Source organism: Rothia nasimurium, from assembly GCF_035916755.1.
In the GTDB taxonomy this organism is placed as follows: Bacteria; Actinomycetota; Actinomycetes; order Actinomycetales; family Micrococcaceae; genus Rothia.
In genome coordinates this window covers 198,869-222,206 of sequence record NZ_JAYWIX010000002.1, presented here as the reverse complement: position 1 = coordinate 222,206, position 23,338 = coordinate 198,869, and the positions used below count along the sequence as shown (strand labels likewise).

Here is a 23,338-nt window from a genome sequence, read left to right as displayed (position 1 = left end):
CTACAATAGAAACCAACAAAGACCCACACTTTGGGCTGCCTAAACGGGCAAAAACCCAACAGGGTCACCACCATCATTCCCCACCAGGAATAACACAAGGAGTTTCTCCATGAAGATCGGTCTGCTCACCTCCGGCGGCGACTGCCCCGGCCTGAACGCTGTTATCCGTGGCGCTGTGCTCAATGGCGTCAAGACCTACGGCGATGAGTTCGTTGGCTTCCGCGACGGTTGGCGCGGCGTTGTTGAAGGCGACTTCATGGATCTGCCCCGTACTAAGGTTCGCGGTCTGGCTCGTACCGGTGGCACCATTCTGGGCACCTCCCGCACCAACCCCTTCGATGGCCCCAAGGGTGGCCCCGAGAACATCGAGATCATGATGGAGCGCAACGGTATCGACGCTATTGTCGCTATCGGTGGCGAGGGCACCCTGGCGGGCGCTAAGCGCCTGGCTGACGCGGGCCTGCCTGTGGTTGGCGTTCCCAAGACCATTGATAACGATCTGCAGGCAACCGATTACACCTTCGGTTTCGATACCGCAGTTTCTATCGCAACCGACGCCCTGGACCGTCTGCGCACCACCGGCGAGTCCCACCACCGTGCCATGGTCGCTGAGGTTATGGGCCGTCACGTTGGTTGGATTGCCCTGCACTCCGGTATGTCCGGTGGCGCTCACGCTATTCTGATTCCCGAGGTCAAGGTCTCGATGGAAGAGGTTTCTGGCTGGGTCAAGGAAGTTCACGACCGCGGCCGCTCCCCCCTGATTGTTGTTGCTGAGGGCTTCATTCCCGAGGGCTTCGACGATGTGATGGCTGGTAAGGGTCAGGAGAAGGACGGCCGCCCCCGCCTGGGCGGTATCGGCGACTGGGTTGCCCAGGAGATTGAGCGCATCACCGGCATTGAAACCCGTAACACTACCCTGGGTCATATCCAGCGCGGTGGTGCCCCCACCGGCTTTGACCGCGTGCTTTCCACCCGCCTGGGCATCCAGGTTGTCGACATGATTCACGATAAGGAGTGGGGCAAGATGGTTGCCCTGCAGGGCACCGAAATCAAGCGTGTTGACTTTGCTGAAGCCCTCAACGGCCTCAAGACCGTGCCCCTGCACCGCTACGAAGAAGCAAAGGTTCTCTTCGGCCGCTAGAACCTTAGAGCTATCGAGTAGAAAAGCCGCTTACCCTAACTCAAGGGTAGGCGGCTTTTGGGTTTTAGCAATTTTAAGGCTGTTTCGTCGGGGGATAAACCCACAGACCAGACAATGAGCTTATTCAAAAGGTTTGACGCAACACTGAGCCTAGCAGGGGTGCAGCCCCAACCGACTGACTCTATGGAACGTAACGAATGCAAGCTCGTAAGCAATCAAGGGCAACGGTATCGACCGAGTGTGCGAAGCTGGGCATGAATCACTTTGTGAGGCTTACTCAAAAGGTCTTGCAGGCTCGCACTCGCTGCGAGCCTGCTGCGCCGACCTTTTGAATAAGCCTCTGTGAGTGCCAACAATCTAAGTCAGAGAGAGCCAGCTATCGGGCAGCTTTTCGCAATGCTCGATTTTACCCATTCGAGTACATAGCCCTATATAGAATTGACCTAAAATATTCTATTTTTACACAGATGAAGTTCTACCGTTTATTTTTTAACACTCCAAAAACCCCTAAATAAATCACAAAAAGAAAAAGGGAAATACCAGCAGAAATAAATGAAATTCTCATATCTTCACCAATATATATTATAGATATTATTGAAAGTAATATTGCACCAGATAATAACCCCCACAGGATGAAACGTCCATGCATCGATTTAAAAGTCCTTACTTCAATTTTCACTTTGGAGCACAGGAATGATAAGCAAATCAAGAAAATCAGTCTCCACACTTCAAACAGGCAGTCATTTATAGGTGGAAGATTACATAGTATTAAGGGTTTAATTTTTTCATCTATTTATTTTCACCCTTGCTTCTAACATAGGCTATCAAAACAGAAACAAAAACAGCACCCACCACACCTCGCACAGCAATGGCCAGACCACCCCCCCCCCTCTTCATTCGCTAAATATAACGACGTGGATATTCCAATAATTAAGATCGCAGAAGATATAGCAATTGTTTTTTTGACATATTTTCTTTCTCCACAAAGCCCAATGCTTTGATAGGAAAATTCAGAAGGTTATCCATAAGAGGCGCGTGAGGTGGAGACTCCGAAACTACAGAAAATCTCTACTAGTTATCTTTCCCATATATTTTGCCGGGGATTATTTTAGAGATTGAGGCAGAGAAGCGGCGGCAATTTACAACCTTAGCCACGGAAGAAGTCTCCCATACTGCGGCGTCCTGCCACCTGGCCGGCGTCCGGAACGACAATGACGGTCTGGGCGGCAGCATACTGGCTGGTTGCGGGGTTACCGTCGGCGTCCGTATCTCCCCCGTCCACCACGCGCAGGGTGATGGTGGGGTCAACCGAGCGCTTCAGGACGGCCAGGGCGATAGGCCCAGCCTCATGGTGCAGGGCCACCGAGGTCACGGTGCCCACCTTCTTCTCGCCGTTCATCACGGCAGAACCGGCAGCGGGCAGGGTGTGCTCGGAGCCGTCCAAATCAAGGAAAGTCAGGCGGCGGGGCGGGTGCCCCAGGTTGTGCACACGGGCCACGGTCTCCTGGCCCTTGTAGCAGCCCTTCTCCAGGTGCACGGCGGTGCGGAGCAGATCGAGCTCGTGGGGGATAGTCTTCTCATCAGAGTCCACGCCCACGCGCGGCCGCCAGGCCTCAACGCGCAGGGCCTCAGCAGCCCAAACCCCGGCCAGCTGAGCCCCCTCTACCGCATCGAGCAGGCGGTGGGCGGGCACGATGGTCAGGTAGCGGCGGTAGGTGGACGCCGGGTGTTCGTCTTCCCCGGCGGACGCGTAGGTGTAGCCCCCGGGGGCAATACCGGCGCCCCAGGGGTCAGCCCAGACGATACCGCCTGCCAGCACGGCGTCCGCCCCCTCGACCTCGCGCGGGTCAAGGGTGGAACCCAGCACCGCGTGGGTTTCGGTGCGGTCGGTAATCTCAACGCGCAACATGAACTTCATGCGGTTCAGATAGTCGGTCAGGGGCGCAGCCTGATCCCGTTCGGTGATCAGCCAGACCGTGCCGTCCTTCTCAACAGCAAAGGCGGAAAACTCGATACGGCCCTGCGGGGTCAGTAGAAGAAGCTCGGTGGAACCGCCCTCCCCCAGCCCGGCTAGGACCTGGCTTGAGAGGGTGGTCAGCCAACTCAGGCGGTCCTCGCCCGCAACCGTCACCACGCCCAGGTTGGAGTGGTCAACCAGGGTGAGCCGGGTACGGCGGGCCAGGGATCGCTGCTCAGCAACCGGGTCGCCGTAGTGGGCAGCGACCCCGGCGTCCGCCCCCGACGCCGCAAAAGCACCCGGGCGAGACAGCAGGGGGCTACGGTAGGCAGTCACTACTGGTCACCTGCAAGGTTTTCGCCGCCGAACATGGTGGCGCCCAAGTCTTCGCCGGTCATGGACGAGGTCTTACGCAGCTCAGCCGAAGCGTGCTTCTCAAGCTTGCGGGTTTCGGGGTTCGCGGTTTCCCAGTCCCACATGAGGTTGCCGTTAACCAGGCCCCAGAGGCGTACAGAACCGGCGTAGTCCTTGGTGATGTCGTCCTTGAGCATGTTGCCGGTCTGCATACGTACAACCGGGCCCTTAATCATGCCCACATAGTTTTCGGTCAGGCCGCCGGGGTGGGCGATGGTGGCGAGCAGGTTGAAGCCGCCGTCCTCGTTGCGCAGGGACTCAACGGACTCAGCGTCCTGGTGCACGGGGACCACATCGGCAGGCACCAGGCCGGGGCCGACGTCGCCGTCTACCTGGGGGCGGTCAATCTGCCAAAAGCCGGCCTCAACGGTAATGGTGCGCAGCTTCTGGCCCTGGTCATCGAGCAGGAAGCTCTCGGCGCGGTATTCGATAAAGGGCAGACCGTCCTGGCTAAAGGTAATAATCTGCCCGAAGGGAGTTGATTCTGAGCCCTCGTACCAGAGGGAGCCAGTGCCCTCCCAGGTGCCCAGCAGCCAGGAGAAGGGCACGAGTTCGGGGGTAAGGTTGGTGGGAATTTCAATAGCCATACACACCAGTGTAGTGCGGGAGATGTGCGGGCGGCAGGGGCGCCCCGGCAGACGACTGGCTGGGGCTGGCATGAATTGCTCATTCGCGTCAGCGAATCAGCAAGAAGGTTAGTCGTCAGAGGGGCGCCCCTGCGGCCCGCTTTCTTTTCACCTCTTGTTGATGGGTCTTAGGGCATAAAGAAAACCGGCCCTCACGCAACAGTGCGCGGGGCCGGTGTTGATAAGCCTGTGGGTTGCTTACTTCTGACCGCGGAAGAGGCCGGTGAGTACGAAACCGATGCAGGTGAAGATAGCCAGACCTGCCAGGCCCAAAAGGACGAGGAAGAAAATTTCAAGTGCAAGAATACTCATACCGCTACCCTACCACGCGCGTGAGGAAAGTCGCACACACGTAGGCGATGACGCCGATAAATGCTACGGGTGTTACGCCCAGGGTGACGGCGCCGCGGCGGGGGCCTTCTTTGGGGCCGGCTGAGACGACGCGAATACCGATGAGCCCCAGGAGCAGCCCCACGCCCAGGCCGATAGTGAGGACGGGGTAGGCGGTTTCAACGTCCCTGACCAAGATGGCTAGACCCACCCAGCCTGCAACCGAAACCGAAGCCAGCACACCCGAGACACAGCTGATGACCGATTCAAGTCGCCCAACAGCGCCTTCACCGCGGGCTAGTTCTGCCATAAAACTAGCAACCACACCCACCGCAGCGATAGCGGGCAGGAAGGCCAGGGGTGAGTCGCCAGGGTTGAGCCAGGAATAGAGCAGGGAGGCAACGCCGGAGAGCAGAACGATGACGGAGTGGGAGGTGATGCGGCGGCGCCCGCGAAGCTCAGCAATACCTGTTGCGGCGGGCCAGCCGCCTGCGATGAGAAGGACGGCGCCCAGCCCGGTGAGTGCTGCGAGGTCAGGAGATACCGCTGCCGCAACGACCAGGACAGCCAGCATGACGAGGGCTGATATAGCGACCAGGGTGTAGCGGGAGCGGCGGGTTGCCCCAATGCGGCCGATGGGCCCCTCGTAGACGGTTTTTTGGCGGGCTCGCCGTAGTTTGGTGAGTTCGGGTACGAAGGTGCGAATGGCGCGGGTATGGGTAGGCTCTTTAGTAGTCACGGGGGGCGTTTCATCTTACTGTGTGGTGTACCGGGTGTGGGTGCCGGCGTCCTTCTTATCTTCCCGTATTACGAACCTGTTTATCAACGTCTGTAGCCTGCGTTTTATACTGGTGCGTGAGTTGACCTGTTCAAGGGAGTGTATGAGCGTGCTGCATATTGTCGTATTGAGTGATTCTGCGACTGACGGCGCCGACGTCACTCAGTCGCTGGGTTTATTGGCTCATCAGATATCTATTCTTCCTCTGGGTGCTGCGCCGTCCATGGTTCAGGCTGCTGGGCCCGATGTAGTCTTGGTGGATGCCCGTGAGCAGTTGGTTGCGGCCCGTAACTGTGCCCAGCTCTTGAAGGGGTCTGGTTTTGCTACACCGCTGTTGATGGTGCTCACCGAGGGCGGTATGGCTGCGGTGGCCCCCCGCTGGATGGTGGACGATATTGTGCTGGAGTCGGTGGGCCCGGCCGAGATCGAGGCTCGTCTGCGTCTTTTGACCTCGCATACTGCTGAGGGGTCTGAGCCTGAGAGCACGATTATTCGGGTCGGGGGCGTTACGGTCGATGAGGCCTCGTATTCGGCCCGTTTGCAGGGGTCACCTCTGAACCTGACCTATAAAGAGTTTGAGTTGCTGAAGTTTTTGGTGCAGCACCCGGGCCGGGTTTTTACGCGTGCCCAGCTTCTCTCTGAGGTGTGGGGTTATGACTACTACGGTGGTACGCGCACGGTTGATGTGCATATTCGCCGCCTGCGCTCAAAGCTGGGCCCCGACCATGAGCAGTTGATTACGACCGTCCGCAACGTGGGCTACAGCTTCAGCTCTGCGCGGTCAGATTCTCGGTAGGCTTGGAGGAACTAAAGTTTATGCAGGAGGCGCGTGTGGTCTATGAAATTGTTTCACCCAAAGTTTCGGGTGCGGTGCTAGCTGATTTTGAGCGGTTAGCTGAGATGGCCCGGCGGCAGGACGGCGCGGCCCCCTTTTCTGAACAGACCTTTGTTGAGCTGCGCAAGGCAGCCGCGGGGGCAGACGCCGGTGTGCGGCTTTTTGAGGCCCAGCAGGGTGGCCAGGCGGTAGGTTATGCCGCGCTGGTGCGCGAGGGTAGTACCTGGGTTTTAGAGGCTGCGGTTGCCCCTGATGCCCGCAATCGGGGTATAGGTTCAGCCCTGCTTAACACCGCTGTTGAGGCTGCCGGCGATGCGCCTCTTAGGGCCTGGGTCCACGGTGGTTCTGATACGTCTAGCCCTGCCCTGCAGGCTGCAACCCACCTGGCCAATAAGCTGGGCTGGCGCCCTACCCGTGAACTCTACAAGCTGGGTCTGGCCCTGACCGACGAGGGGCGGGCGGGCGTCCGCGCCGCTGCCCAGGCTCGTCCTCTCCCCGCCGACCTTTCCCTGACTACCTACGCCCCAGAGCAGGCTGAGGCCTGGGTGCAGGTCAATGCGCAGGCCTTTGCCCACCACCCCGAGCAGGGCCGGCTCACCCTAGAAGATTTGGCAGCCCGCACCGATGCTGACTGGTTCCGCCCCGAGGGCTTCTTCCTCGCGCTAGAAAAGGACGGCCACCTAGCGGGCTTCCACTGGACCAAGATTCCCACCGGCCAGGGCGAGCAACCCGAAGGGGAAGTCTATGCGGTAGGCATCGCCCCCACCTGGCAGGGCCGAGGGCTGGGCAAGGCCCTCACCCTAGCCGGTATGGCCTACCTGGCCGAGGCTACCGACGAGTCCGGTGCTCCCCTTGACCGCATCGTCCTCTATGTTGATGCTGATAACACCGCCGCTGTAGCTCTCTACCGCTCCCTCGGCTTTACCCCCCTCACCGTCGACCGACAGTACGCACCCGCCCACCCCTAAGCTTTACCCCGCCCACCGCACTGAAAGGCACCCCATGACCACCACACCGGTAGAAGCCCCGGCCCACCCCCATATCAACGGCGATATCAGCAAGCTCGAACGCGCCGAAACCCGCGTAGACCGCATCGACGTGGGTGAAAAAATTAAGCAGCCCAACCTCGAAGGCGACTTCGGTAGCGACCGCTTCCTTGACCGAGAAATCAGCTGGCTCGAGTTCAACACCCGCGTGCTCGAACTAGCCGAAGACCCCAACCTCTACCTGTTAGAGCGCCTCAACTTCCTCTCCATCGTCACCAGCAACCTGGACGAGTTCTTCATGGTGCGTGTAGCTGGCCTCAAGCGCCGTATCGCTACCGGCATCGCCGTGCCCTCCGCCGCGGGTCTCTCACCCGAAGAGCAGATGGAAGAAATTTCTGAGGCAGCCCACGCCCTGCAGGAGCGCCAGGCGAAAGTCTTCCACGAGCAGGTCTACCCCGAGCTTGAAAAAGAGAACATCCGTATCGTGGGCTGGGCTGACCTTTCAGAGACCGAGCAAGAGCGCCTCTCCCGCTTCTTCCGCGCCGAGCTCTTCCCCGTGCTTACCCCGCTAGCGGTGGACCCTGCCCACCCCTTCCCCTACATTTCGGGCCTGTCGCTGAACCTGGCCGTCATCGTCCGCAACCCCCAGACAGGCAAGGAGCTCTTTGCCCGCCTGAAGATGCCTGAGACCATCGAACGCATGGTTGCCGTGGACGGGGCCCGCTCGGTTAAATCGTCCTCCGGCGAGGTCCGCTTCATCCCCCTTGAGGTCATCATTGCCGAGCACCTCGATATGCTCTTCCCCGGCATGGAGGTCGTTGAACACCACGCCTTCCGTGTCACCCGCAACGAAGACCTAGAAGTTGAAGAGGACGACGCCGAGAACCTGCTCAAGGCCCTCGAAACCGAGCTACTGCGCCGCCGTTTCGGCCCCCCGGTACGCCTGGAAGTTGAAGACACCATCAACCCCACCATCCTTGACCTGCTCGTTTCAGAGCTGCGCATCGACGAGCACGAGGTCTACAAGCTCCCCGCACCCCTAGACCTGCGCGGTCTGTCCGATATCGCCAAGACCAACCGTCCGGCCCTGCACTACCCCAAGCACATCGCCCACACCTCCCGCTGGCTCAACGCCAACGAGACCTCCAAGGCGGCCGACGTCTTCACCGCCACCCGCGACCACGACGTACTCCTGCACCATCCCTACGACTCCTTCGCCACCAGCGTGCAGGCCTTCCTGGAGCAGGCAGCTGCCGACCCCGCCGTCCTGGCTATTAAGCAGACCCTCTACCGCACCTCGGGCGACTCCCCCATCGTGGATGCCCTCATCGAGGCAGCAGAAGCCGGTAAGCAGGTGCTGGCCCTGGTTGAGATTAAGGCCCGTTTCGACGAGGCCGCCAACATCAACTGGGCCCGTAAGCTCGAACGTGCCGGCGTGCACGTGGTCTACGGCATTGTGGGCCTGAAAACCCACTGCAAGCTCTCCCTAGTCGTGCGTAAAGAGGCGGACGGGCTGCGCCGCTACTGCCACATCGGCACCGGTAACTACCACCCCTCCACCGCCCGCTTCTACGAGGATCTGGGCCTGATTACCTGCGACCCGCAAATCGGTGAGGACGTCTCCCGTCTCTTCAACCAGCTCTCCGGCTACGCCCCCAAGACCACCTACAAGCAGCTACTGGTTGCCCCCCGCTCCCTGCGCTCAGGCCTGATTGACAACATCAACAAGGAAATCGAGCACAAGCGCGCTGGCCACGCCGCCAAGATTCAGATTAAGTGCAACTCCATGGTCGATGAGGCCATCATCGACTCCCTCTACCGGGCCTCCCAGGCAGGAGTTGAGGTCAACGTGGTCGTTCGCGGTATCTGTGCCCTGCGCCCCGGCGTGCCCGGCCTATCGGAGAACATCAAGGTGCGCTCAATCCTGGGCCGCTTCCTCGAACATTCCCGCGTCTTCACCTTCGAAAACGCCGGCAACCCCAAGGTCTACATCGGTTCAGCAGACATGATGCACCGCAACCTCGACCGCCGCGTTGAGGCTCTGGTACATGTGAAGGCAGAAGCCCATATCAAGTACCTGCTGGAGATGTTCGACAACTACCTCTCAGAAAAAACCAGCAACTGGCACCTGGGGTCTGACGGCACCTGGGAGCGCCACCACCTGGCAGTCGACGGCTCACCCCTGCGCGACGTGCAGGCATACTACCTGGCCAGCCGCGACCAAAAGCGCAACAAGCGAGCCTAAGTCGGGCACAGGCGTCCGCGCCTTATCCACCGCTCACAGCTAAGGGGCTTAGAATGTCCTTGGGTTAACATTCGGTTAACTCAAGGACATTCTGAATGCCCGCCCCACCCCCACGGAGCTTCCCACATGCCGCACACCGAGACCTTCTACGCAGCCCACACCCACGACGGAGCGCTCTCGCTCAGCCGGGGCCCCCACAACCGGGCAGCTATCAACGCAGCAGGCGCCATCATCTGGCGCTGGCACCACGACCAGGTGCAGGTCCTGATTATTCATCGCCCCCGCTACGATGATTGGTCCTGGCCCAAGGGCAAGCAGGACCCCGGCGAAACCCTGCCGGAAACCGCCGTCCGGGAAATCCGTGAAGAGGTGGGGCTGCACGTAACCCTCGGTGCCCCTCTGGCGGTGACCGCCTACGAGGTCAAGAGCAAGCCCAAGGAGGTCTACTACTGGGCTGCCGAAGCACCCGCCGGTCAAAAAGCCGTTGCCGACGAGGGCGAAGTGGACGAGCTACGCTGGGTCACCCCCAAACAGGCCCGCACCATGCTCACCAATGCGACCGACAAAGAGCCCCTCGACGCCCTCCTGGCCCTAGAGCACACCCAGAACCTGCGCACCCGCCCGGTGATTATCGTCCGCCATGCCAAGGCCAAACCGCGCGCCAGCTGGGCCGGGGCCGAAGGCGAGCGCTCACTTGCGGCTACCGGCAAGCGCCAGGCCCTGGCGGTAGGACGCCTGCTGGAGGCCTGGCAGCCCGAACGCGTCCTTTCCTCCCCCTGGGTGCGCTGCATGCAGACGGTCTACCCCTATTCGAAGGCCTCTGGTATTTCCATCAAGGAGAAGCGGGCCCTGACCGAAGCCCACCATGCCCGGGCACCAAAGCACGCCCGTAAGGTGGTCGAGTCCCTCTTTGAGAAGCGGGATAAGTCGGTCATGCTCTGCACCCACCGCCCGGTGCTGCCTACCGTCCTTGAGGTTCTGGGTGAGCACCTGAATAAGCAGCTACGCCCCCACCTGCCCGTGCATGACCCCTATCTCAAGCCCGGGGAGATGTGGGTCTTGCAGGTGTCTGTGGCCCACCCCAAGACCGTGGTGTCGCTGGAACAAATTAAGCCTTTTGACGATTAAAGAAGATATGACTGTTATTCCTACCCCCTACGAAGACCTGCTGCGCGAGATTATGGCGACCGGTGACGAGAAAGCCGACCGCACCGGCACCGGCACCAGAAGCGTCTTTGGCCGTCAGATGCGCTTTGACCTATCTGAGAGCTTTCCGCTGATTACCACCAAGAAGGTGCACTTCAAGTCGGTGGTTATTGAGCTTCTCTGGTTCTTGCGCGGGGAGTCCAACGTGCGCTGGCTGCAGGAGCGCGGCGTAACTATCTGGGATGAGTGGGCGGACGAGGACGGCGAACTGGGCCCGGTCTACGGGGTGCAGTGGCGCTCCTGGCCGGCCGGTGACGGGCAGACCATCGACCAGATTGCCAAGGTGCTTGACTCGCTCAAGAACAACCCCGATTCCCGCCGCCATATTGTCTCTGCCTGGAACCCGGCTGAGGTGGACGATATGGCGCTGCCGCCCTGCCATGCCCTCTTCCAGTTCTATGTGAAGACCCGGGAGGACGGCCAGAAGGAGCTCTCCTGCCAGCTCTACCAGCGGTCTGCCGACATGTTCCTGGGCGTGCCCTTCAACATTGCTTCCTATGCCCTGCTGACCCAGCTGATTGCTGAGGAGGTGGGTATGGTGCCCGGTGAGTTTGTCTGGACCGGCGGTGACTGCCACATCTACTCCAACCACTACGAGCAGGTCACCGAGCAGCTGTCGCGCGAGCCCTACCCCTACCCGCGCCTGCGCATTAAGAATAAGAAGCCCTCAATTTTTGACTACGAGTTTGAAGACTTTGAGCTGGTAGATTACCGCCACCACCCCCTCATTAAGGCTCCGATTGCAGTCTAGGACCAAGGAGTTGAGCATGAATGGTGAGCGGGTAAGCGACTCGGGTACCCTGCCCGAGCTAGCGGCTATCTGGGCGCAGGCGGGCAACGGAGTGATTGGCCGTAACGGCGATATGCCCTGGTATGCGCCCGAGGACCTAGCCCATTTCAAGGCCTTGACGCTGGGCGCCCCGGTCATTATGGGCCGGGTGACCTGGGAGTCCTTTCCTCCCCGCTTCCGCCCCCTGCCGGGGCGGCTCAATCTTGTGATTACACGTTCTGTCTCGCAGGTTGAAGAAAAGGACGGCGCCGTCTGGGCGCCTTCCCTCAATGCGGCTTTGGGGGCGGTGCAGAGTTTAGCTCCGGACGCCCCCACCTACTGGATCATTGGCGGCGGCTCCCTCTACACCGAGGCCCTACACCGCACCGACCTGCCCGGAGTAGCTAGTGGGCAGGTGGCCCGGGTGGAGCGCACCCTTTTTGAGGCTGAGATTCCCGGTGATACCTACGCCCCTGAGCTGGGTGCCGACTGGGCGCTAGTTGCTGATGGCGCACCCGTCCGCTCTGAAAAAGGCTATGCGCTGACCGCCACCGGTGAGAAGCTCCCTCTCACCATGCGGTTCCAGACCCTGCGCCGGGAGCCCGTAAAAGCTAGACTGAAACCATGACTTTTACATCTGGTGATTCCGTAGGCTTTGTTGGTTACCGTGGCATGGTCGGGTCCGTGCTCATGAAGCGCATGCTCGAAGAAGGTGACTTCGAGGGTATCAACCCGGTCTTCTTCTCCACCTCCCAGGCCGGTTCAGCAGCCCCCACCTTCGGCGGTACCCTCGAAGAGTCCACTCTCAAGGACGCCCACGATATCGACGAGCTCGCCAAGCTGCCCGTCATCGTGACCGCCCAGGGTGGCGACTACACCAAGGCAGTCCATACCCAGCTGCGCGAGCGCGGCTGGAGCGGTATCTGGATTGACGCCGCCTCAACCCTGCGCATGAACGATGATGCCGTTATCGTGCTTGACCCCATCAACCGCGACGTCATCGACCGCGGCCTGGAGTCAGGGGTTAAGGACTTCATCGGCGGTAACTGCACCGTCTCCTGCCTGCTCATGGGCCTGGGCGGCCTGTGGAAGCAGGGCCTGGTTGAATGGGGCACCTCCATGACCTACCAGGCAGCCTCCGGTGGCGGAGCCCGCCACATGCGCGAGGTGCTCAAGCAGTTCGGCGATATCAACGGCTATGTAGCAACCGAGCTGGACGACCCCGCGTCCGCCATCCTTGAGATCGACCGCAAGGTGCTGGAACTCCAGCGCTCCGGCGACCTCGACACCACCCAGTTCGGCGTTCCCCTGGCCGGTTCGCTGATTCCCTGGATTGACTCTGACCTGGGCAACGGCCAGTCCCGCGAAGAGTGGAAGGCCGAGGCTGAGTCCAATAAGATTCTGGGCCTTGAGGGTGATGACCGCGTGGTTCTTGACGGCCTGTGTGTGCGTATCGCAACCATGCGCTCCCACTCCCAGGCTCTGACCCTGAAGCTCAAGGAAGACCTGACCGTTGAGGAAATCGAGAAGATTATCGATGAGGACAACGAGTGGTCAAAGGTTATCCCCAACACCAAGGACGCCACCGTCGAGGGGCTGACTCCCGTTGCGGCGTCCGGCACCCTGGATATCCCGGTGGGCCGCATCCGCAAGCTCAACATGGGCCCCCAGTACATCTCTGCTTTCACCGTGGGTGACCAGCTGCTGTGGGGCGCCGCGGAACCCGTGCGCCGCATGCTGAAGATTGCGACCGGCACCCTTTAGACTGGTGCTATGACCAAGAACGAGATGCCCCCGATTCACGACTCCCACGAGGAGCTGTGCGGGGGCATCCGTGCTTTAAATTTTAGGGTTGATAAGGGCTCGGACGTCCCGCCCTACTCCCAGCTGCGGCGGGCTATTATTGCGGCACGGGCTTCCGGCGCTCTGGCTGCCGGTGACCGGCTACCGCCTATGCGGGCTCTGGCTGCCGAAACAGGTCTTGCAGTAAACACGGTGGCGAAGGCCTACAAGGAGCTAGAGGCTGCTGGTGCCATTGAAACACACGGCCGGGCAGGGTCCTTTATTACGGCCCTCGACTCAACCGCGCACAAGGCGCAGACCCTGACCGAGAAATACATAACCGCTATGCGCAAGCTGGGCTTTGAAGATCGGCAGATTCACGAGACTCTGGATCACATGCTGGGGTTCGAGAGCTAGAACTTCTACCTTCTCTTGTAGTGGCAACCCGTTGGGCAGTAGTGGCTACGGTTGCTGCGGCTGGCCCAGCGGGCGGCAGTGCGACGGCGGTGGGCCCGATGCCGCTTAGCCTCTAACTGCCGCCAGATATTCAGCACCTTAGCTTTCGCCCACACGTTCAGGCGGTGGGCCCAGTGGAATTCGGTGCCCCACAGGCTCATGCCCATGAAGATAAAAAGCCAGCCGGGGCCGGGCGTCACCAGCATGATAATACCGGCGACGATGCACAAAAAACCTAGCCCGATGATGAGCAGACGGTAGAGCAACAGCAGGGCGGCGTGGCGCCCCATAAAGGCGCGGAAACGCTCCATACGCCGGTGTAGGCGTCCGCCCTGCCCGCTGTCGATTTCTTTCTCTAGGCTCATGACGCCCCTGCGTTAGAGAGTAAACCCAACGACAACAGGCTCAGGCACCAGGTGCACCCCGAAGCTTTCCTCAACGCCGGCTCGCACAGCGCGGGCAATAGCAACGACATCGGCGGTCGAGGCGCCACCGCGGTTGGTGATAGCCAGGGTGTGCTTGGTAGAAAGCGAAGCCCGACCACCGGTGAGCTCCGCTGCTTCACCCTCAAGGCCGAAGCCCTTATCGAACCCGGCATGCTGAATCAGCCAGGCGGCAGAGAGCTTGACCATGCCGTCCAGAGGCTCACCGGCGGGGGTGGTTGCCGGGTAGCGGGGGGCGTCCTCGGGCAGCTGGGCAGCGACGTCCTCACCCACAATCGGGTTGGTGAAGAAGGAGCCGGTGGAGTAGGTGTCGCGGTCGGCGGCGTCCAGCACCATGCCCTTGCCTGCACGCAGGCGCAGCACGGTTTCGCGCACCAGGCGGGAGTCGGCGCGCTCCCCCGCCTCAACACCCAGCTGGCGGGCCAGCTCCGCGTAGCGGACGGGGGCAGACTGGGAGCCATGCGGCAGCTGGAAATCAACGGTCAGCACCACATAGCGGGGGGAGCCATTGACGGTGGATTGCTTAAGGATCGAGTCGCGGTAGGCGAACTTGAGGTCGGCGTTAGCGAAGGTCTTGTAGCCGCCGGTTTCGCGATCCCAGGTGCGAACCGAGGCGATGGTGTGGGCGACCTCAGAGCCGTAGGCTCCCACGTTCTGCACGGGGGTGGCGCCCACGGTGCCGGGAATACCCGAGAGGGCCTCAATACCGGAGAGTTCATGCTCGACAGCGTAGGCCACCAGGTCGTCCCAGGTGTGGCCTGCCTGCACGCGCAGGGTGGTACCGCCGCAGGCGTAGTCGCTCACGATTTCAATACCCGTTGAAGCGATGTGCACCACTGCCCCGTCGAAGCCCTCATCGGCTACCAGCAGGTTAGAACCCCCGCCCACCACCAGCAGGTCTTCGCCTGCGCGGTCGGCGGCGGTTACGGCATCAATAATCTCCTGCTCGCTGGTTGCCTCAACGAAGAGACGGGCGGGGCCACCCACAGCGGCAGTGGTCAGTTCACTTAAAAGCTTGTCAGTCACGGTGCTCATTCTACCGGCTTAGCCCGGGCGCCGCCTGCGAGCGTGCTCACCGGGCACTGGGAGCTGGGCGCGGGCGTCCTGGCAGCTAACGCCCCTAGAGCTTTTCGCTGTGGACGGTGTTGCCCGGCTTCTTGGGTTCCAGCTGGCTGGTGAGCAGTAGGGACACAACCACAAAAACCAGTACGGCTAGCAGGCCGTTGCGGATGCCAAAGTGCTCCCCCAGCAGACCCAGCAGGGGCGGGCCGCCCAGGAAGGCCGCATAGCCGATGGTTGAGACAACGGAGACGCGGACGGCTGCCTTGAGCGGGTCGTCCGAGGCAGCTGACATGCCGGTCGGGAAGCCGAGGGAGGCGCCCAGACCCCAGACCAGCAGGCCGACAAAGCCCAGGGGCACGGTAGGGGCGAAGATGAAGAGGGCCAGGCCGATAATGGCGAGCGAGCAGGTGGTGCGGAGCACCGGCACCCGGCCAAAGCGGTTGAGCAGGGCGGTGCCGCCAAAACGCCCCACCATCATGGCTACCACAAAGGTGAAGTAGCCCAGCGACCCGATGGTGTTGCTGGTGCCGTAGTCGTGGGTGAGGGCGAGCGCGACCCAGTCGTTGGCTGAGCCTTCGGCCAGTGCCATGCCGAGGACGAAGAGGCCAATGAGGATGGTGTGTTTATCGCGCCAGGCGTCGCGCACCCGGTAGGAGCCGACGGCGGCGATGGCCTGGGTGTCGTCCTGGCCGTAGTTTTCGCTGTGGCAGAACTTGAGGGAGATGAGGACGAGGGCAGCAACCGCTAACGCGAAATAGGCCATGTGAACGACGAAGGGAACGCCCAAGCGGGTGTCGAGTGTGCCGATAGCGGCACCTGCTACGGTGCCGATGGAGAAGAAGCCATGCATGATGGGGGTAACGTAGCGCCCCAGTGCCCGCTCGTTGGCTACGCCCTGCACGTTGGAGGCGACGTTGGAGACGGCGCTGCCCAGGCCCTGGAGCATGAGGCCGAGCAGGGTCACGGGCACGCTGGCGAGGTGCACGCCCAGGCCGATTAGGAGCATGCCGGTGACGGTGGTGGTGTAGGCTGCCGCGATACAGCGGATAGCGCCGTGGCGGGCGACGAGGGCACCTGAGAAGCTCACGGCGCAGAAGGAACCGATGGTCATCCCCAGCAGCAGCAAGCCCATGGGCCCGGAGCTCAGCCCCAGCCCGTTAGCCACATCGGGCAGGCGGGTCAGCAGGGCAGAAACCACTAAACCGCTAGCAAAGAAAAGCCCCAGCACAGCCCTGTACCAGGTCTTAATCTGCCGGTCGGAAAGCTGGGTGCGGGGGTTATGTGCCATGGTGGGTAAGGTCGATTCTCTCGTAGTAAAGCTAAGAGGGCGCGTCAGTGTGTTTGTGTCCTGCTGTCTATTCTAGTGGTCGTGCACAACAAGGCGCCCGCTCAATCTCTGAACGGGCGCCTTTAGTGCGCAAGGTGGGGGCTACACTAGGCAAGCTTCACGAGTGCCTGGGCCTTCATCAGCACCTTCTGCTCTTTACCCTCGGTGTCGGGGGCGGTGACAGTTAGGTCGATACGGGCGGTGCGGGCGTCCGCGTCCAGGGCACCGACCTTACCGGCAACCGAGATGACGTTTCCGCCGGTAGCCGGGGAGGCCGCGTCATCAGCATCGGGTACCGGAACCGGCTTGGAGAAGCGGGTCTGGTAGTCCACAACGGCACCGGCGTCGCCTACCCAGTCGGTCACCAGCTGCACGGCAGCGCCCATGGTGAACATGCCGTGGGCAATGACGCCGGGCAGGCCCACAGCGGTTGCGAAGCGCTCGTTCCAGTGGATGGGATTGAAGTCGCCGGACGCGCCCGCGTAGGCCACCAGGTCAGCGCGGGTGACGGGAATCTGACGGGCACCGATCTCGGTACCCTTTTCAAGGGAGTCAAAAGAGATATCCATGGGTTAGTCCTCCGCCCGAACCAGCAGTGATGAGATGCAGGTGGCGACCTTTTCGCCCTCTACAGTGGTGATTTCTTCGCGGGTGGTCAGCATAGCGCCGGCTCCCATGACGCGCACGCTATCGACATGCACCTCGGTGAGCAGCTCGTCCCCTGCCACGATTGGGCGGTGGTGGGTGAAGCGCTGGTCAGCGTGGACCACGCGGGAGAAGTCGATACCGGCTTCGGGGTCGCTAATCAGGGCGGCGTCTGCCTTCTGGGCCAGAATAATGGCGAAGGTGGGCGGGGCGATCAGGTCGCTGTAGCCTGCGCTCTGGGCGGCCTGCACGTCAAAGTGTAGGGGGCTGGTGGCCTTCACGGCTGTAGCGAATTCACGGATTTTTTCTCGCCCGACCGCATAGGGCTCTGTGGCCGGGTAGGTGCGGCCTACGATCTCTTGGTTAATAGCCATAGAAACCACTCTACAAACAAAAAACCTGCCAAGCTAATGCTTGACAGGTTATCTGAGCCCCGACCGGGAATCGATCCCGGGACCTCCATCTTACCAAGATGGCGCTCTACCACTGAGCTATCGGGGCGTAGCGGTGGACGGGCTCGATCCGTCGACCTCACGATTATGAGTCGTGCGCTCTAACCAGCTGAGCTACACCGCCACGTATGAACTTTTGGGCTCATACAGAGCCCCGACCGGGAATCGATCCCGGGACCTCCATCTTACCAAGATGGCGCTCTACCACTGAGCTATCGGGGCAACAGATACTAGCTTACGGTACAACCTTTGGAAGACGCAAATCTAGAACCTGTTTTTTTGGGTGTTCTAGGGCACAACCCTTAGAACTTCTTGCGGCCCTTCTTCTTGCCGCCGAAGTCCTTCTTGCCGAAACGGTCGTCGCGGTCGAACTTTTTCTTGCCGCCGAATCCGCGGTCGTCACGGTCAAATTTCTTGCCGTCGAACTTTTTCTTGCCGCCGAAGTCCTTCTTACCGAAGCCGCGGTCGTCGCGGTCGAACTTGCGTCCGCCTCCACCGCCCTTGGGGCCGCGGTCGCGCTTGATGTTGATGAATTCGCCGGCTACCTGGGTGTCGCGCAGGCGGTCGAAGAAGTCACCGGGCAGTTCTGCTTCGGGCAGGGAGACGATGGTGAAGTGCTGGCGGATGTCGATTGCGCCGACCTGCTTACCCTTGAGGCCGCCTTCGTTGGTGAGGGCACCGACGATAGCTGCGGGTGAGACATGGGAGGAGCGACCTACGTTGAGCTTGAAGTCGACCATGCCTTCTTCGGAGTGGCGGCGGCCGCCGCGGGGCTTGTCGTCGCGGTCGAAGTCGCGGTCACGGTCGCGCTTCTTGCTCTTGGGTTCGGGCATTTCTTCGGCCAGGAAGGGGCGGCCCTGCTGGGCGATGACGGCCAGGGCTGCTGCGATTTCTTCGCCTTCAACGTCGTGTTCGTTGGCGTAGGCGTCGATGAGTTCGCGGAAGAAGCTGAGATCTTCGGTTTCGATGGTGTCGGTGATCTGCTGGGCGAACTTCTGCTTGCGGTTGGTGTTGACGTCTTCAACGGTGGGCATGTGCATCTGTTCGACCTGCTGGCGGGTTGCCTTTTCGATCTGACGCAGCATGTACTTTTCACGCGGGGTCATGAAGAGGATGGCTTCGCCGGCACGGCCTGCGCGGCCGGTACGGCCGATGCGGTGCACGTAGGATTCGGTGTCGTGGGGGATGTCGAAGTTGACGACCAGGGAGATACGCTCGACGTCGAGGCCGCGGGCGGCAACGTCGGTGGCGACCAGGATGTCGATGCGGCCATCGCGCAGGGCTTCAACGGTGCGTTCGCGCTGGTTCTGGGGAATATCGCCGTTGATGGCGGCAGCCTGGTAGCCGCGGGCCTTGAGCTTGTCGGCGACTTCTTCGGTTTCCTTCTTGGTGCGGACGAAGGCGATGATGCCGTCATAGTCTTCGACTTCAAGCACGCGGGTCATGGCTTCGAGCTTGTGGGAGTGCATGACCTGCATGTAGCGCTGGCGGATGTTGGCGCTGGTGGTGGTCTTTGACTTGACGCGAACTTCTGCGGGATCGTTGAGGTACTGCTCAGCAATCTTGCGGATGGTCTTGGGCATGGTTGCTGAGAAGAGGGCAACCTGCTTGGAGTCGGGGGTGTCTGCCAGGATCTGTTCTACGTCTTCGGCGAAGCCCATGCGGAGCATTTCGTCAGCTTCGTCCAGTACCAGGTACTGCAGATTGGAGAGATCCAGGGAGCCCTTTTTCAGGTGGTCGATGACGCGGCCAGGGGTACCGACAACGACCTGGGCGCCACGCTTGAGGCCTGCCAGCTGGGGGCCGTAGGGTGAGCCGCCGTAGACGGGCAGCACGGTGAAGTCGGGCATTTCGGTTGCGTAGGACGAGAAGGCTTCGGCAACCTGCAGGGCCAGTTCGCGGGTGGGGGCTAGGACGAGCACCTGGGTGTCTTTGGAAACGCCGTTGATATCGGCCAGTTCTGCCAGGGTTGAGAGGGCAGGTAGGGCGAAAGCTGCGGTTTTACCGGTGCCGGTCTGGGCTAGGCCGACGACGTCGCGGCCTTCAAGCAGCAGGGGGATGGTTTCAGCCTGGATGGGTGAGGGCTTTTCGTAGCCGACCTTTTCGAGGGCTGCCAGGACGCGGGCGTCCAGGCCCAGGTCGGTGAAGCGGGTGCCGCCGTCCTCGTCCTTTTCTACCTGCTGGGTGGGGGTGTCTACAACCGGTTCCTGGAAGATGGCGTCGGTTGCGGTTTCTGCGTTAACGGCAGTATTTTCAGTCAATGTTGTCCTCATCGAGTGGGGTTTCAGCACTCTCACTGAGGTGGAGGTGCTGTACGGGGTGTCCCCGTGGAATGCTCGCGAGGGGCCTCAAAGATCAGAGGTCTTCGGTTCGTGGGCGCTGGCTATCAGGGGTGCGCGCTTGGGCGAGCTGATTACACATCAGGTTCTCTAGTCGAAGGTTCAACGGTCTGCTTAGCCTAAGTATGTTCGTTGAACGCGCGTGGCCCTGTGGTTGTGTGCCAGTAGCGGGCGTGGGCGCTGAAGAGAAATGGTCGGGGGTTCCCGAGTCTTACGTTTTCAACTCTACCCTAGTTTGGGCGTTTTGGGCCCGGGTGGTGATAGAGGGTACAGCTAGCGGGTGCGGACGGCGATGTCGATGGTGCCGATGGTGCGGTAGTGAACGTAGGTAGCGGTACCGTAGCGGTCGGTGGCGTAGGCGACGGCGCTGGTGGGCGGGTTGCCGCCCCAGGCGCTGCCGAGTTTGTCGACGAGCACGTAGTCGGGGCCGGGTTCCCCGGAGTGGCCGATCCAGTAGGCGGTGTGGTTGGGCACCAGGTAGGTGAGGACGGAGAGGTCGGCAGCTACGGTGGCACCTTCTGGGATAGCGGCGACGGCTTCGGCCTTCATCTGGTCAGCGGTGGAAAGCTCAGTGGTGGCAAAGTCTGGGTCAGTCAGCTGGGCCAGGGGCTGGTTGGGCAGGAATCCTAGGCTGACAATGAGGGCGAGCGCGGGCAGGGCTACCGGGGCGCGGTGGCGCAGGGTTGCGAAGATGGTGCGGACGGTGCGCCCGGCGGGTGTTGCCCCGAGCCGGTAGGCGGGGACGTGTGTGCGGGCGGTGGCACGGGCGAGCAGGGCGGTGAAGACGATGGGCATGAGCAGCAGGTTGTAGTGCCAGGTAGGTTCCCAGTAGCCCTCTTGGGGGGAGAGGAAGCGCCAGATGAGGGTGGGGGCGGCGATGAGGGCGAGGGGGCTGGTGGTCCAGGCCAGGACGCCGGTGAGCAGGAGCAGGCCGAGGGTGGCGGTTTTTTGCCAGGGGTAGAAGAGCTGGGCGAAGGCGCCGAGGGGGTCGCCGATAGCTGCTGCGATGTCGAGTTTGTCGGAGTAGTCGAAGACTCCTGCGGTGTTGAAGTGGGGCAGGATAAGGCCGATGGCCAGCAGGGGCCAGACTATGCCCCAGAGCATGAGCAGGCTGGCTTCGGCGACTGCGGGGGTGTTGACCCAGGAGCGCAGCAGGGTGCGGTAGCGTTCGCGGCGGGGGCGTACCGGGGCGGACGCCGACGGGAAGGCTATGCTGCTGGCGGTTGAGAGCCAGCCGGTGCGGGCCAGGGCGACGAGCCCGATCACGAAAACCGTGATGCCGACGTCCTCTTTGACGAAGACCAGGGGGGCCGCCCAGTAGATGGCGCGGCGCAGCAGGGGGGCGGGGGCGTCCGTCAGGCGGGTCATGGCCAGGTAGCCCAGGCTCATGACGAGCAGGGGCAGGGCGAAGGCAACCTCGTGGAATTGAACGGCTACAGCCTGCTGGATGCCGAAGCTCAGGGCGTAGGCAGCTCCCAGGGCCAGGGCTGCCCAGGGGGCCAGAATCCGCTGGGCAAAACGCACTAGCAGGTAGACAGACAGGGCAACCAGCCCGTTTTGCACATAGAGCAGGGTGGCGGGCGTAGGCCAGAGCCAGTAGAAGGGAGTCAGCAGCACGGTGACGGGGTGGAAGTGATCCCCCAGCAGGTTGAAGCCTTCCCCCTTAATCGGCACAATCGGGGCCTGGCCCGAGGCGTAGGCCTTAGCCAGCTGCGAGAAGATACCCAGATCCCAGGAGGGCACCACGTAGTGCCGCCACTGCAGCCAGGAGTAGACGCTGTAGAGGGCAAAGACAGCTAGGGCCAGGGCTGCAGCGCTGATACGCGCCCTGATGGGGTGGGCTTCTGCTGGCAGTAGGGAGGAGCTCATGCGCCTTCTTCGTCTGAGGTTGGGGTGGGCGCCACGGGTGCGGCGTCTTGTACGAGTATAGACAGCAAAGTGGTTCTGTGGGTCAGGTAGAGCGGGTGTGAGACGATGGTGAGCATGTTGCGCGCGCGTTTTGTTCTGGAACCAACCCATCGGGTACACCTGGGCCAGACCTTTGCTCCCCTACAGCGCGGAGCCTTCGACCCCCTCTTTCGTCAGGTAGCCGGGCCTGCTGGCCCTGTTTTTTGGGCGACGGCCCGCGAAGCTGGGGTGGGCATGCTTGTTCGTTTTGCAAGGACGCACCCCGCCGACCTGCGCGCCCCGATTGAGGTAACGATTTGGGCGGGTGCCAGCTCCCCTAGCGGTACATCACCTGCGTCCGCCTTGGAAGCTTTTGCGGCACGCGTGCCGGGCTGGGTGGGTGAGCAGGACCGGTGGGCCGGATTCTACGCCTCAGAGGCCTGGGGGCAGCTGCCAGCTAGGTTGGTGCAGGCCCGGGCCGAGGCGCCGGGGCTGCGGCTACCCTCTATTGGCCTGCTCTCGCAAAACCTGCTACTGGCCATCACCGAACAGCGGGTCACCGGCATCGAAGCTATGGGAGGTATGCGGGCCCTGCTACGCCAGTACGGTGAACCAGCTCCTGCAACCGGGCTCCCCGACCAGCCGCCGGGGCTTGTTATCTTCCCGCAGGCGTCCGCCTTTGCCCAGATTCCTGACTGGGCCTACCACCGCGCCGGCTTTGACCGCTCCCGCTCATCTACCATGGTGCACTATGCGAACCGAGCTGAGTCCTTCGAACGGTTTGCCTCCCAGCACAGCGTGAGCGAACTCGCCCGGGCACTGAACTCGGTTCCCGGTATTGGCCCCTGGACCATCGCAGAAACCCTGCAACGCTACTGCGGCCACCCCGACGCCGTCAGCGTGGGCGACTATCATCTCGCCCACCACGTCACCTATGCCTTCGACGGTACCCGCGGCGATGACGCCCGCATGGTAGAGCTACTTGCTCCCTATGCCGGGCACCGCCAGCGGGTCGTGGCCCTCATCAAGGCCGCCGGGATCAGCGAACCGCGCCGCGGCCCCCGATACGCCCCGCAGGATATGCGCTCCTTCTAAGACGAAGTCGCCCTCCCCCAATTAGGGGGAGGGCGACTTATATAAAGAAAGTTAGTGGCCTTAGGCCTGCTCAGCCTGGGCTGCTTCAGCCTCGGCAACCTGCTTGTGCACCTCGGCCATATCCAGACCCTTGACCGCGTCGATAATCTGGTCGAACTGCTGGGCATTCAGGGCGCCGGGCTGAGAGAAGACGAGAACGCCCTCGCGGAAGCCCATGATGGTGGGGATAGAGGTGATACCTGCTGCGGCGGCCAGCTGCTGCTGGTCTTCGGTGTCGACCTTGCCGAAGGTGATATCGGCGTGCTTTTCAGAAGCAGCTTCGAAGATGGGGCCGAACTGCTTGCAGGGGCCGCACCAATCGGCCCAGAAGTCGAGGAAGAGAATGTCTGAGCTTTCGACGTTCTGGGTCAGGTTTTCCTGGGTAATTTCAATGGTTGCCATGAGAAACACGCTACCGGTTTTAGCTGGGCTTGTCTAAAGACTGTGGCCGGTTTCTCTGATAATGAAGCTAGCCCACGATGGGAATAAAAAATCCCGCCTCGTATGAGGCGGGATTTTCGCTG

21 protein-coding genes and 3 tRNA genes are annotated in these 23,338 nt (G+C 61.5%); 10 read left to right on the top strand and 14 right to left on the bottom strand.

Annotated elements, in window-relative coordinates:
* Positions 1–109 precede the first annotated feature (109 nt).
* On the top strand, positions 110–1,141 hold the full coding sequence (locus VSX42_RS02815; protein ID WP_326502868.1) for a 6-phosphofructokinase: 1,032 nt from the start codon (positions 110–112) through the stop codon (positions 1,139–1,141).
* 1,147 nt (positions 1,142–2,288) lie between these two features.
* On the opposite strand, the gene VSX42_RS02810 is transcribed toward VSX42_RS02815, so the two are convergent.
* The 3 genes from VSX42_RS02810 to VSX42_RS02800 all read right to left on the bottom strand — a co-directional run bounded on the left by VSX42_RS02810 (position 2,289) and on the right by VSX42_RS02800 (position 5,207).
* The gene (locus VSX42_RS02810; RefSeq protein ID WP_326502867.1) at positions 2,289–3,434 is read right to left on the bottom strand and encodes a folate-binding protein; all 1,146 of its coding nucleotides are present in this window, start codon (positions 3,432–3,434) and stop codon (positions 2,289–2,291) included.
* Positions 3,434–4,099, bottom strand: a complete 666-nt coding sequence (locus VSX42_RS02805; RefSeq protein WP_326502866.1) for an FABP family protein — start codon at positions 4,097–4,099, stop codon at positions 3,434–3,436. Before VSX42_RS02805 ends, VSX42_RS02810 begins: the two co-directional genes overlap by 1 nt.
* Positions 4,100–4,454: 355 nt before the next feature.
* Positions 4,455–5,207, bottom strand: coding sequence for a hypothetical protein (locus VSX42_RS02800; RefSeq protein WP_326502865.1), 753 nt, complete (start codon positions 5,205–5,207; stop codon positions 4,455–4,457).
* 148 nt (positions 5,208–5,355) lie between these two features.
* Between VSX42_RS02800 and VSX42_RS02795 the strand changes: the two genes are divergently transcribed.
* From VSX42_RS02795 to VSX42_RS02760, 8 genes are all read left to right on the top strand, one after another.
* The gene (locus tag VSX42_RS02795) at positions 5,356–6,042 is read left to right on the top strand and encodes a response regulator transcription factor (protein ID WP_326503005.1); all 687 of its coding nucleotides are present in this window, start codon (positions 5,356–5,358) and stop codon (positions 6,040–6,042) included.
* A 20-nt stretch (positions 6,043–6,062) separates the two neighbouring features.
* Entirely contained in the window at positions 6,063–7,049 is a 987-nt protein-coding gene (gene mshD, locus VSX42_RS02790; RefSeq protein ID WP_326502864.1) for a mycothiol synthase, read from the top strand.
* Between the two features lie 34 nt (positions 7,050–7,083).
* Positions 7,084–9,312, top strand: a complete 2,229-nt coding sequence (locus VSX42_RS02785; protein ID WP_326502863.1) for an RNA degradosome polyphosphate kinase — start codon at positions 7,084–7,086, stop codon at positions 9,310–9,312.
* A 126-nt stretch (positions 9,313–9,438) separates the two neighbouring features.
* On the top strand, positions 9,439–10,440 hold the full coding sequence (locus VSX42_RS02780; protein WP_326502862.1) for an NUDIX hydrolase: 1,002 nt from the start codon (positions 9,439–9,441) through the stop codon (positions 10,438–10,440).
* A gap of 7 nt (positions 10,441–10,447) precedes the next feature.
* Positions 10,448–11,269, top strand: coding sequence for a thymidylate synthase (locus VSX42_RS02775; protein WP_237184908.1), 822 nt, complete (start codon positions 10,448–10,450; stop codon positions 11,267–11,269).
* 16 nt (positions 11,270–11,285) lie between these two features.
* Positions 11,286–11,915, top strand: coding sequence for a dihydrofolate reductase (locus tag VSX42_RS02770; protein ID WP_326502861.1), 630 nt, complete (start codon positions 11,286–11,288; stop codon positions 11,913–11,915).
* Positions 11,912–13,051 carry an aspartate-semialdehyde dehydrogenase gene (gene asd, locus VSX42_RS02765; RefSeq protein ID WP_326502860.1) on the top strand — a complete coding sequence of 380 codons (1,140 nt, stop codon included), beginning with the start codon at positions 11,912–11,914 and terminating at the stop codon, positions 13,049–13,051. Before VSX42_RS02770 ends, asd begins: the two co-directional genes overlap by 4 nt.
* A 9-nt stretch (positions 13,052–13,060) precedes the next feature.
* Entirely contained in the window at positions 13,061–13,486 is a 426-nt protein-coding gene (locus VSX42_RS02760) for a GntR family transcriptional regulator (RefSeq protein ID WP_326502859.1), read from the top strand.
* A 5-nt stretch (positions 13,487–13,491) separates the two neighbouring features.
* Here VSX42_RS02760 and VSX42_RS02755 read toward each other — a convergent pair whose 3' ends face one another.
* The 10 genes from VSX42_RS02755 to VSX42_RS02710 form a co-directional block, all read right to left on the bottom strand.
* Positions 13,492–13,890 (bottom strand): PGPGW domain-containing protein, encoded by a 399-nt coding sequence (locus VSX42_RS02755; RefSeq protein ID WP_326502858.1) that lies wholly within the window; start codon positions 13,888–13,890, stop codon positions 13,492–13,494.
* Positions 13,891–13,902: 12 nt separating this feature from the next.
* Complete coding sequence (locus VSX42_RS02750; RefSeq protein ID WP_326502857.1) at positions 13,903–14,994, bottom strand: UDP-N-acetylmuramate dehydrogenase; 1,092 nt, start codon at positions 14,992–14,994, stop codon at positions 13,903–13,905.
* Positions 14,995–15,088: 94 nt separating this feature from the next.
* On the bottom strand, positions 15,089–16,318 hold the full coding sequence (locus tag VSX42_RS02745) for an MFS transporter (RefSeq protein WP_326502856.1): 1,230 nt from the start codon (positions 16,316–16,318) through the stop codon (positions 15,089–15,091).
* Positions 16,319–16,464: 146 nt separating this feature from the next.
* Complete coding sequence (locus VSX42_RS02740; RefSeq protein ID WP_326502855.1) at positions 16,465–16,926, bottom strand: MaoC family dehydratase; 462 nt, start codon at positions 16,924–16,926, stop codon at positions 16,465–16,467.
* A 3-nt stretch (positions 16,927–16,929) separates the two neighbouring features.
* On the bottom strand, positions 16,930–17,376 hold the full coding sequence (locus tag VSX42_RS02735; protein WP_326502854.1) for a MaoC family dehydratase N-terminal domain-containing protein: 447 nt from the start codon (positions 17,374–17,376) through the stop codon (positions 16,930–16,932).
* Between the two features lie 55 nt (positions 17,377–17,431).
* A tRNA-Thr gene (locus tag VSX42_RS02730) sits at positions 17,432–17,503 on the bottom strand.
* A 1-nt stretch (position 17,504) separates the two neighbouring features.
* Positions 17,505–17,578 (bottom strand) — tRNA-Met (locus VSX42_RS02725).
* A 26-nt stretch (positions 17,579–17,604) separates the two neighbouring features.
* A tRNA-Thr gene (locus tag VSX42_RS02720) sits at positions 17,605–17,676 on the bottom strand.
* Positions 17,677–17,756: 80 nt separating this feature from the next.
* Positions 17,757–19,727 carry a DEAD/DEAH box helicase gene (locus VSX42_RS02715; protein ID WP_418950758.1) on the bottom strand — a complete coding sequence of 657 codons (1,971 nt, stop codon included), beginning with the start codon at positions 19,725–19,727 and terminating at the stop codon, positions 17,757–17,759.
* A gap of 339 nt (positions 19,728–20,066) precedes the next feature.
* Positions 20,067–21,662 carry a DUF2079 domain-containing protein gene (locus VSX42_RS02710; protein WP_326502853.1) on the bottom strand — a complete coding sequence of 532 codons (1,596 nt, stop codon included), beginning with the start codon at positions 21,660–21,662 and terminating at the stop codon, positions 20,067–20,069.
* A 114-nt stretch (positions 21,663–21,776) separates the two neighbouring features.
* On the opposite strand from VSX42_RS02710, the gene VSX42_RS02705 reads away from it, so the two are divergent.
* The gene (locus tag VSX42_RS02705) at positions 21,777–22,775 is read left to right on the top strand and encodes a 3-methyladenine DNA glycosylase (RefSeq protein WP_326502852.1); all 999 of its coding nucleotides are present in this window, start codon (positions 21,777–21,779) and stop codon (positions 22,773–22,775) included.
* 60 nt (positions 22,776–22,835) lie between these two features.
* On the opposite strand, the gene trxA is transcribed toward VSX42_RS02705, so the two are convergent.
* Positions 22,836–23,216 carry a thioredoxin gene (trxA, locus tag VSX42_RS02700; RefSeq protein ID WP_326502851.1) on the bottom strand — a complete coding sequence of 127 codons (381 nt, stop codon included), beginning with the start codon at positions 23,214–23,216 and terminating at the stop codon, positions 22,836–22,838.
* Positions 23,217–23,338 lie beyond the last annotated feature (122 nt).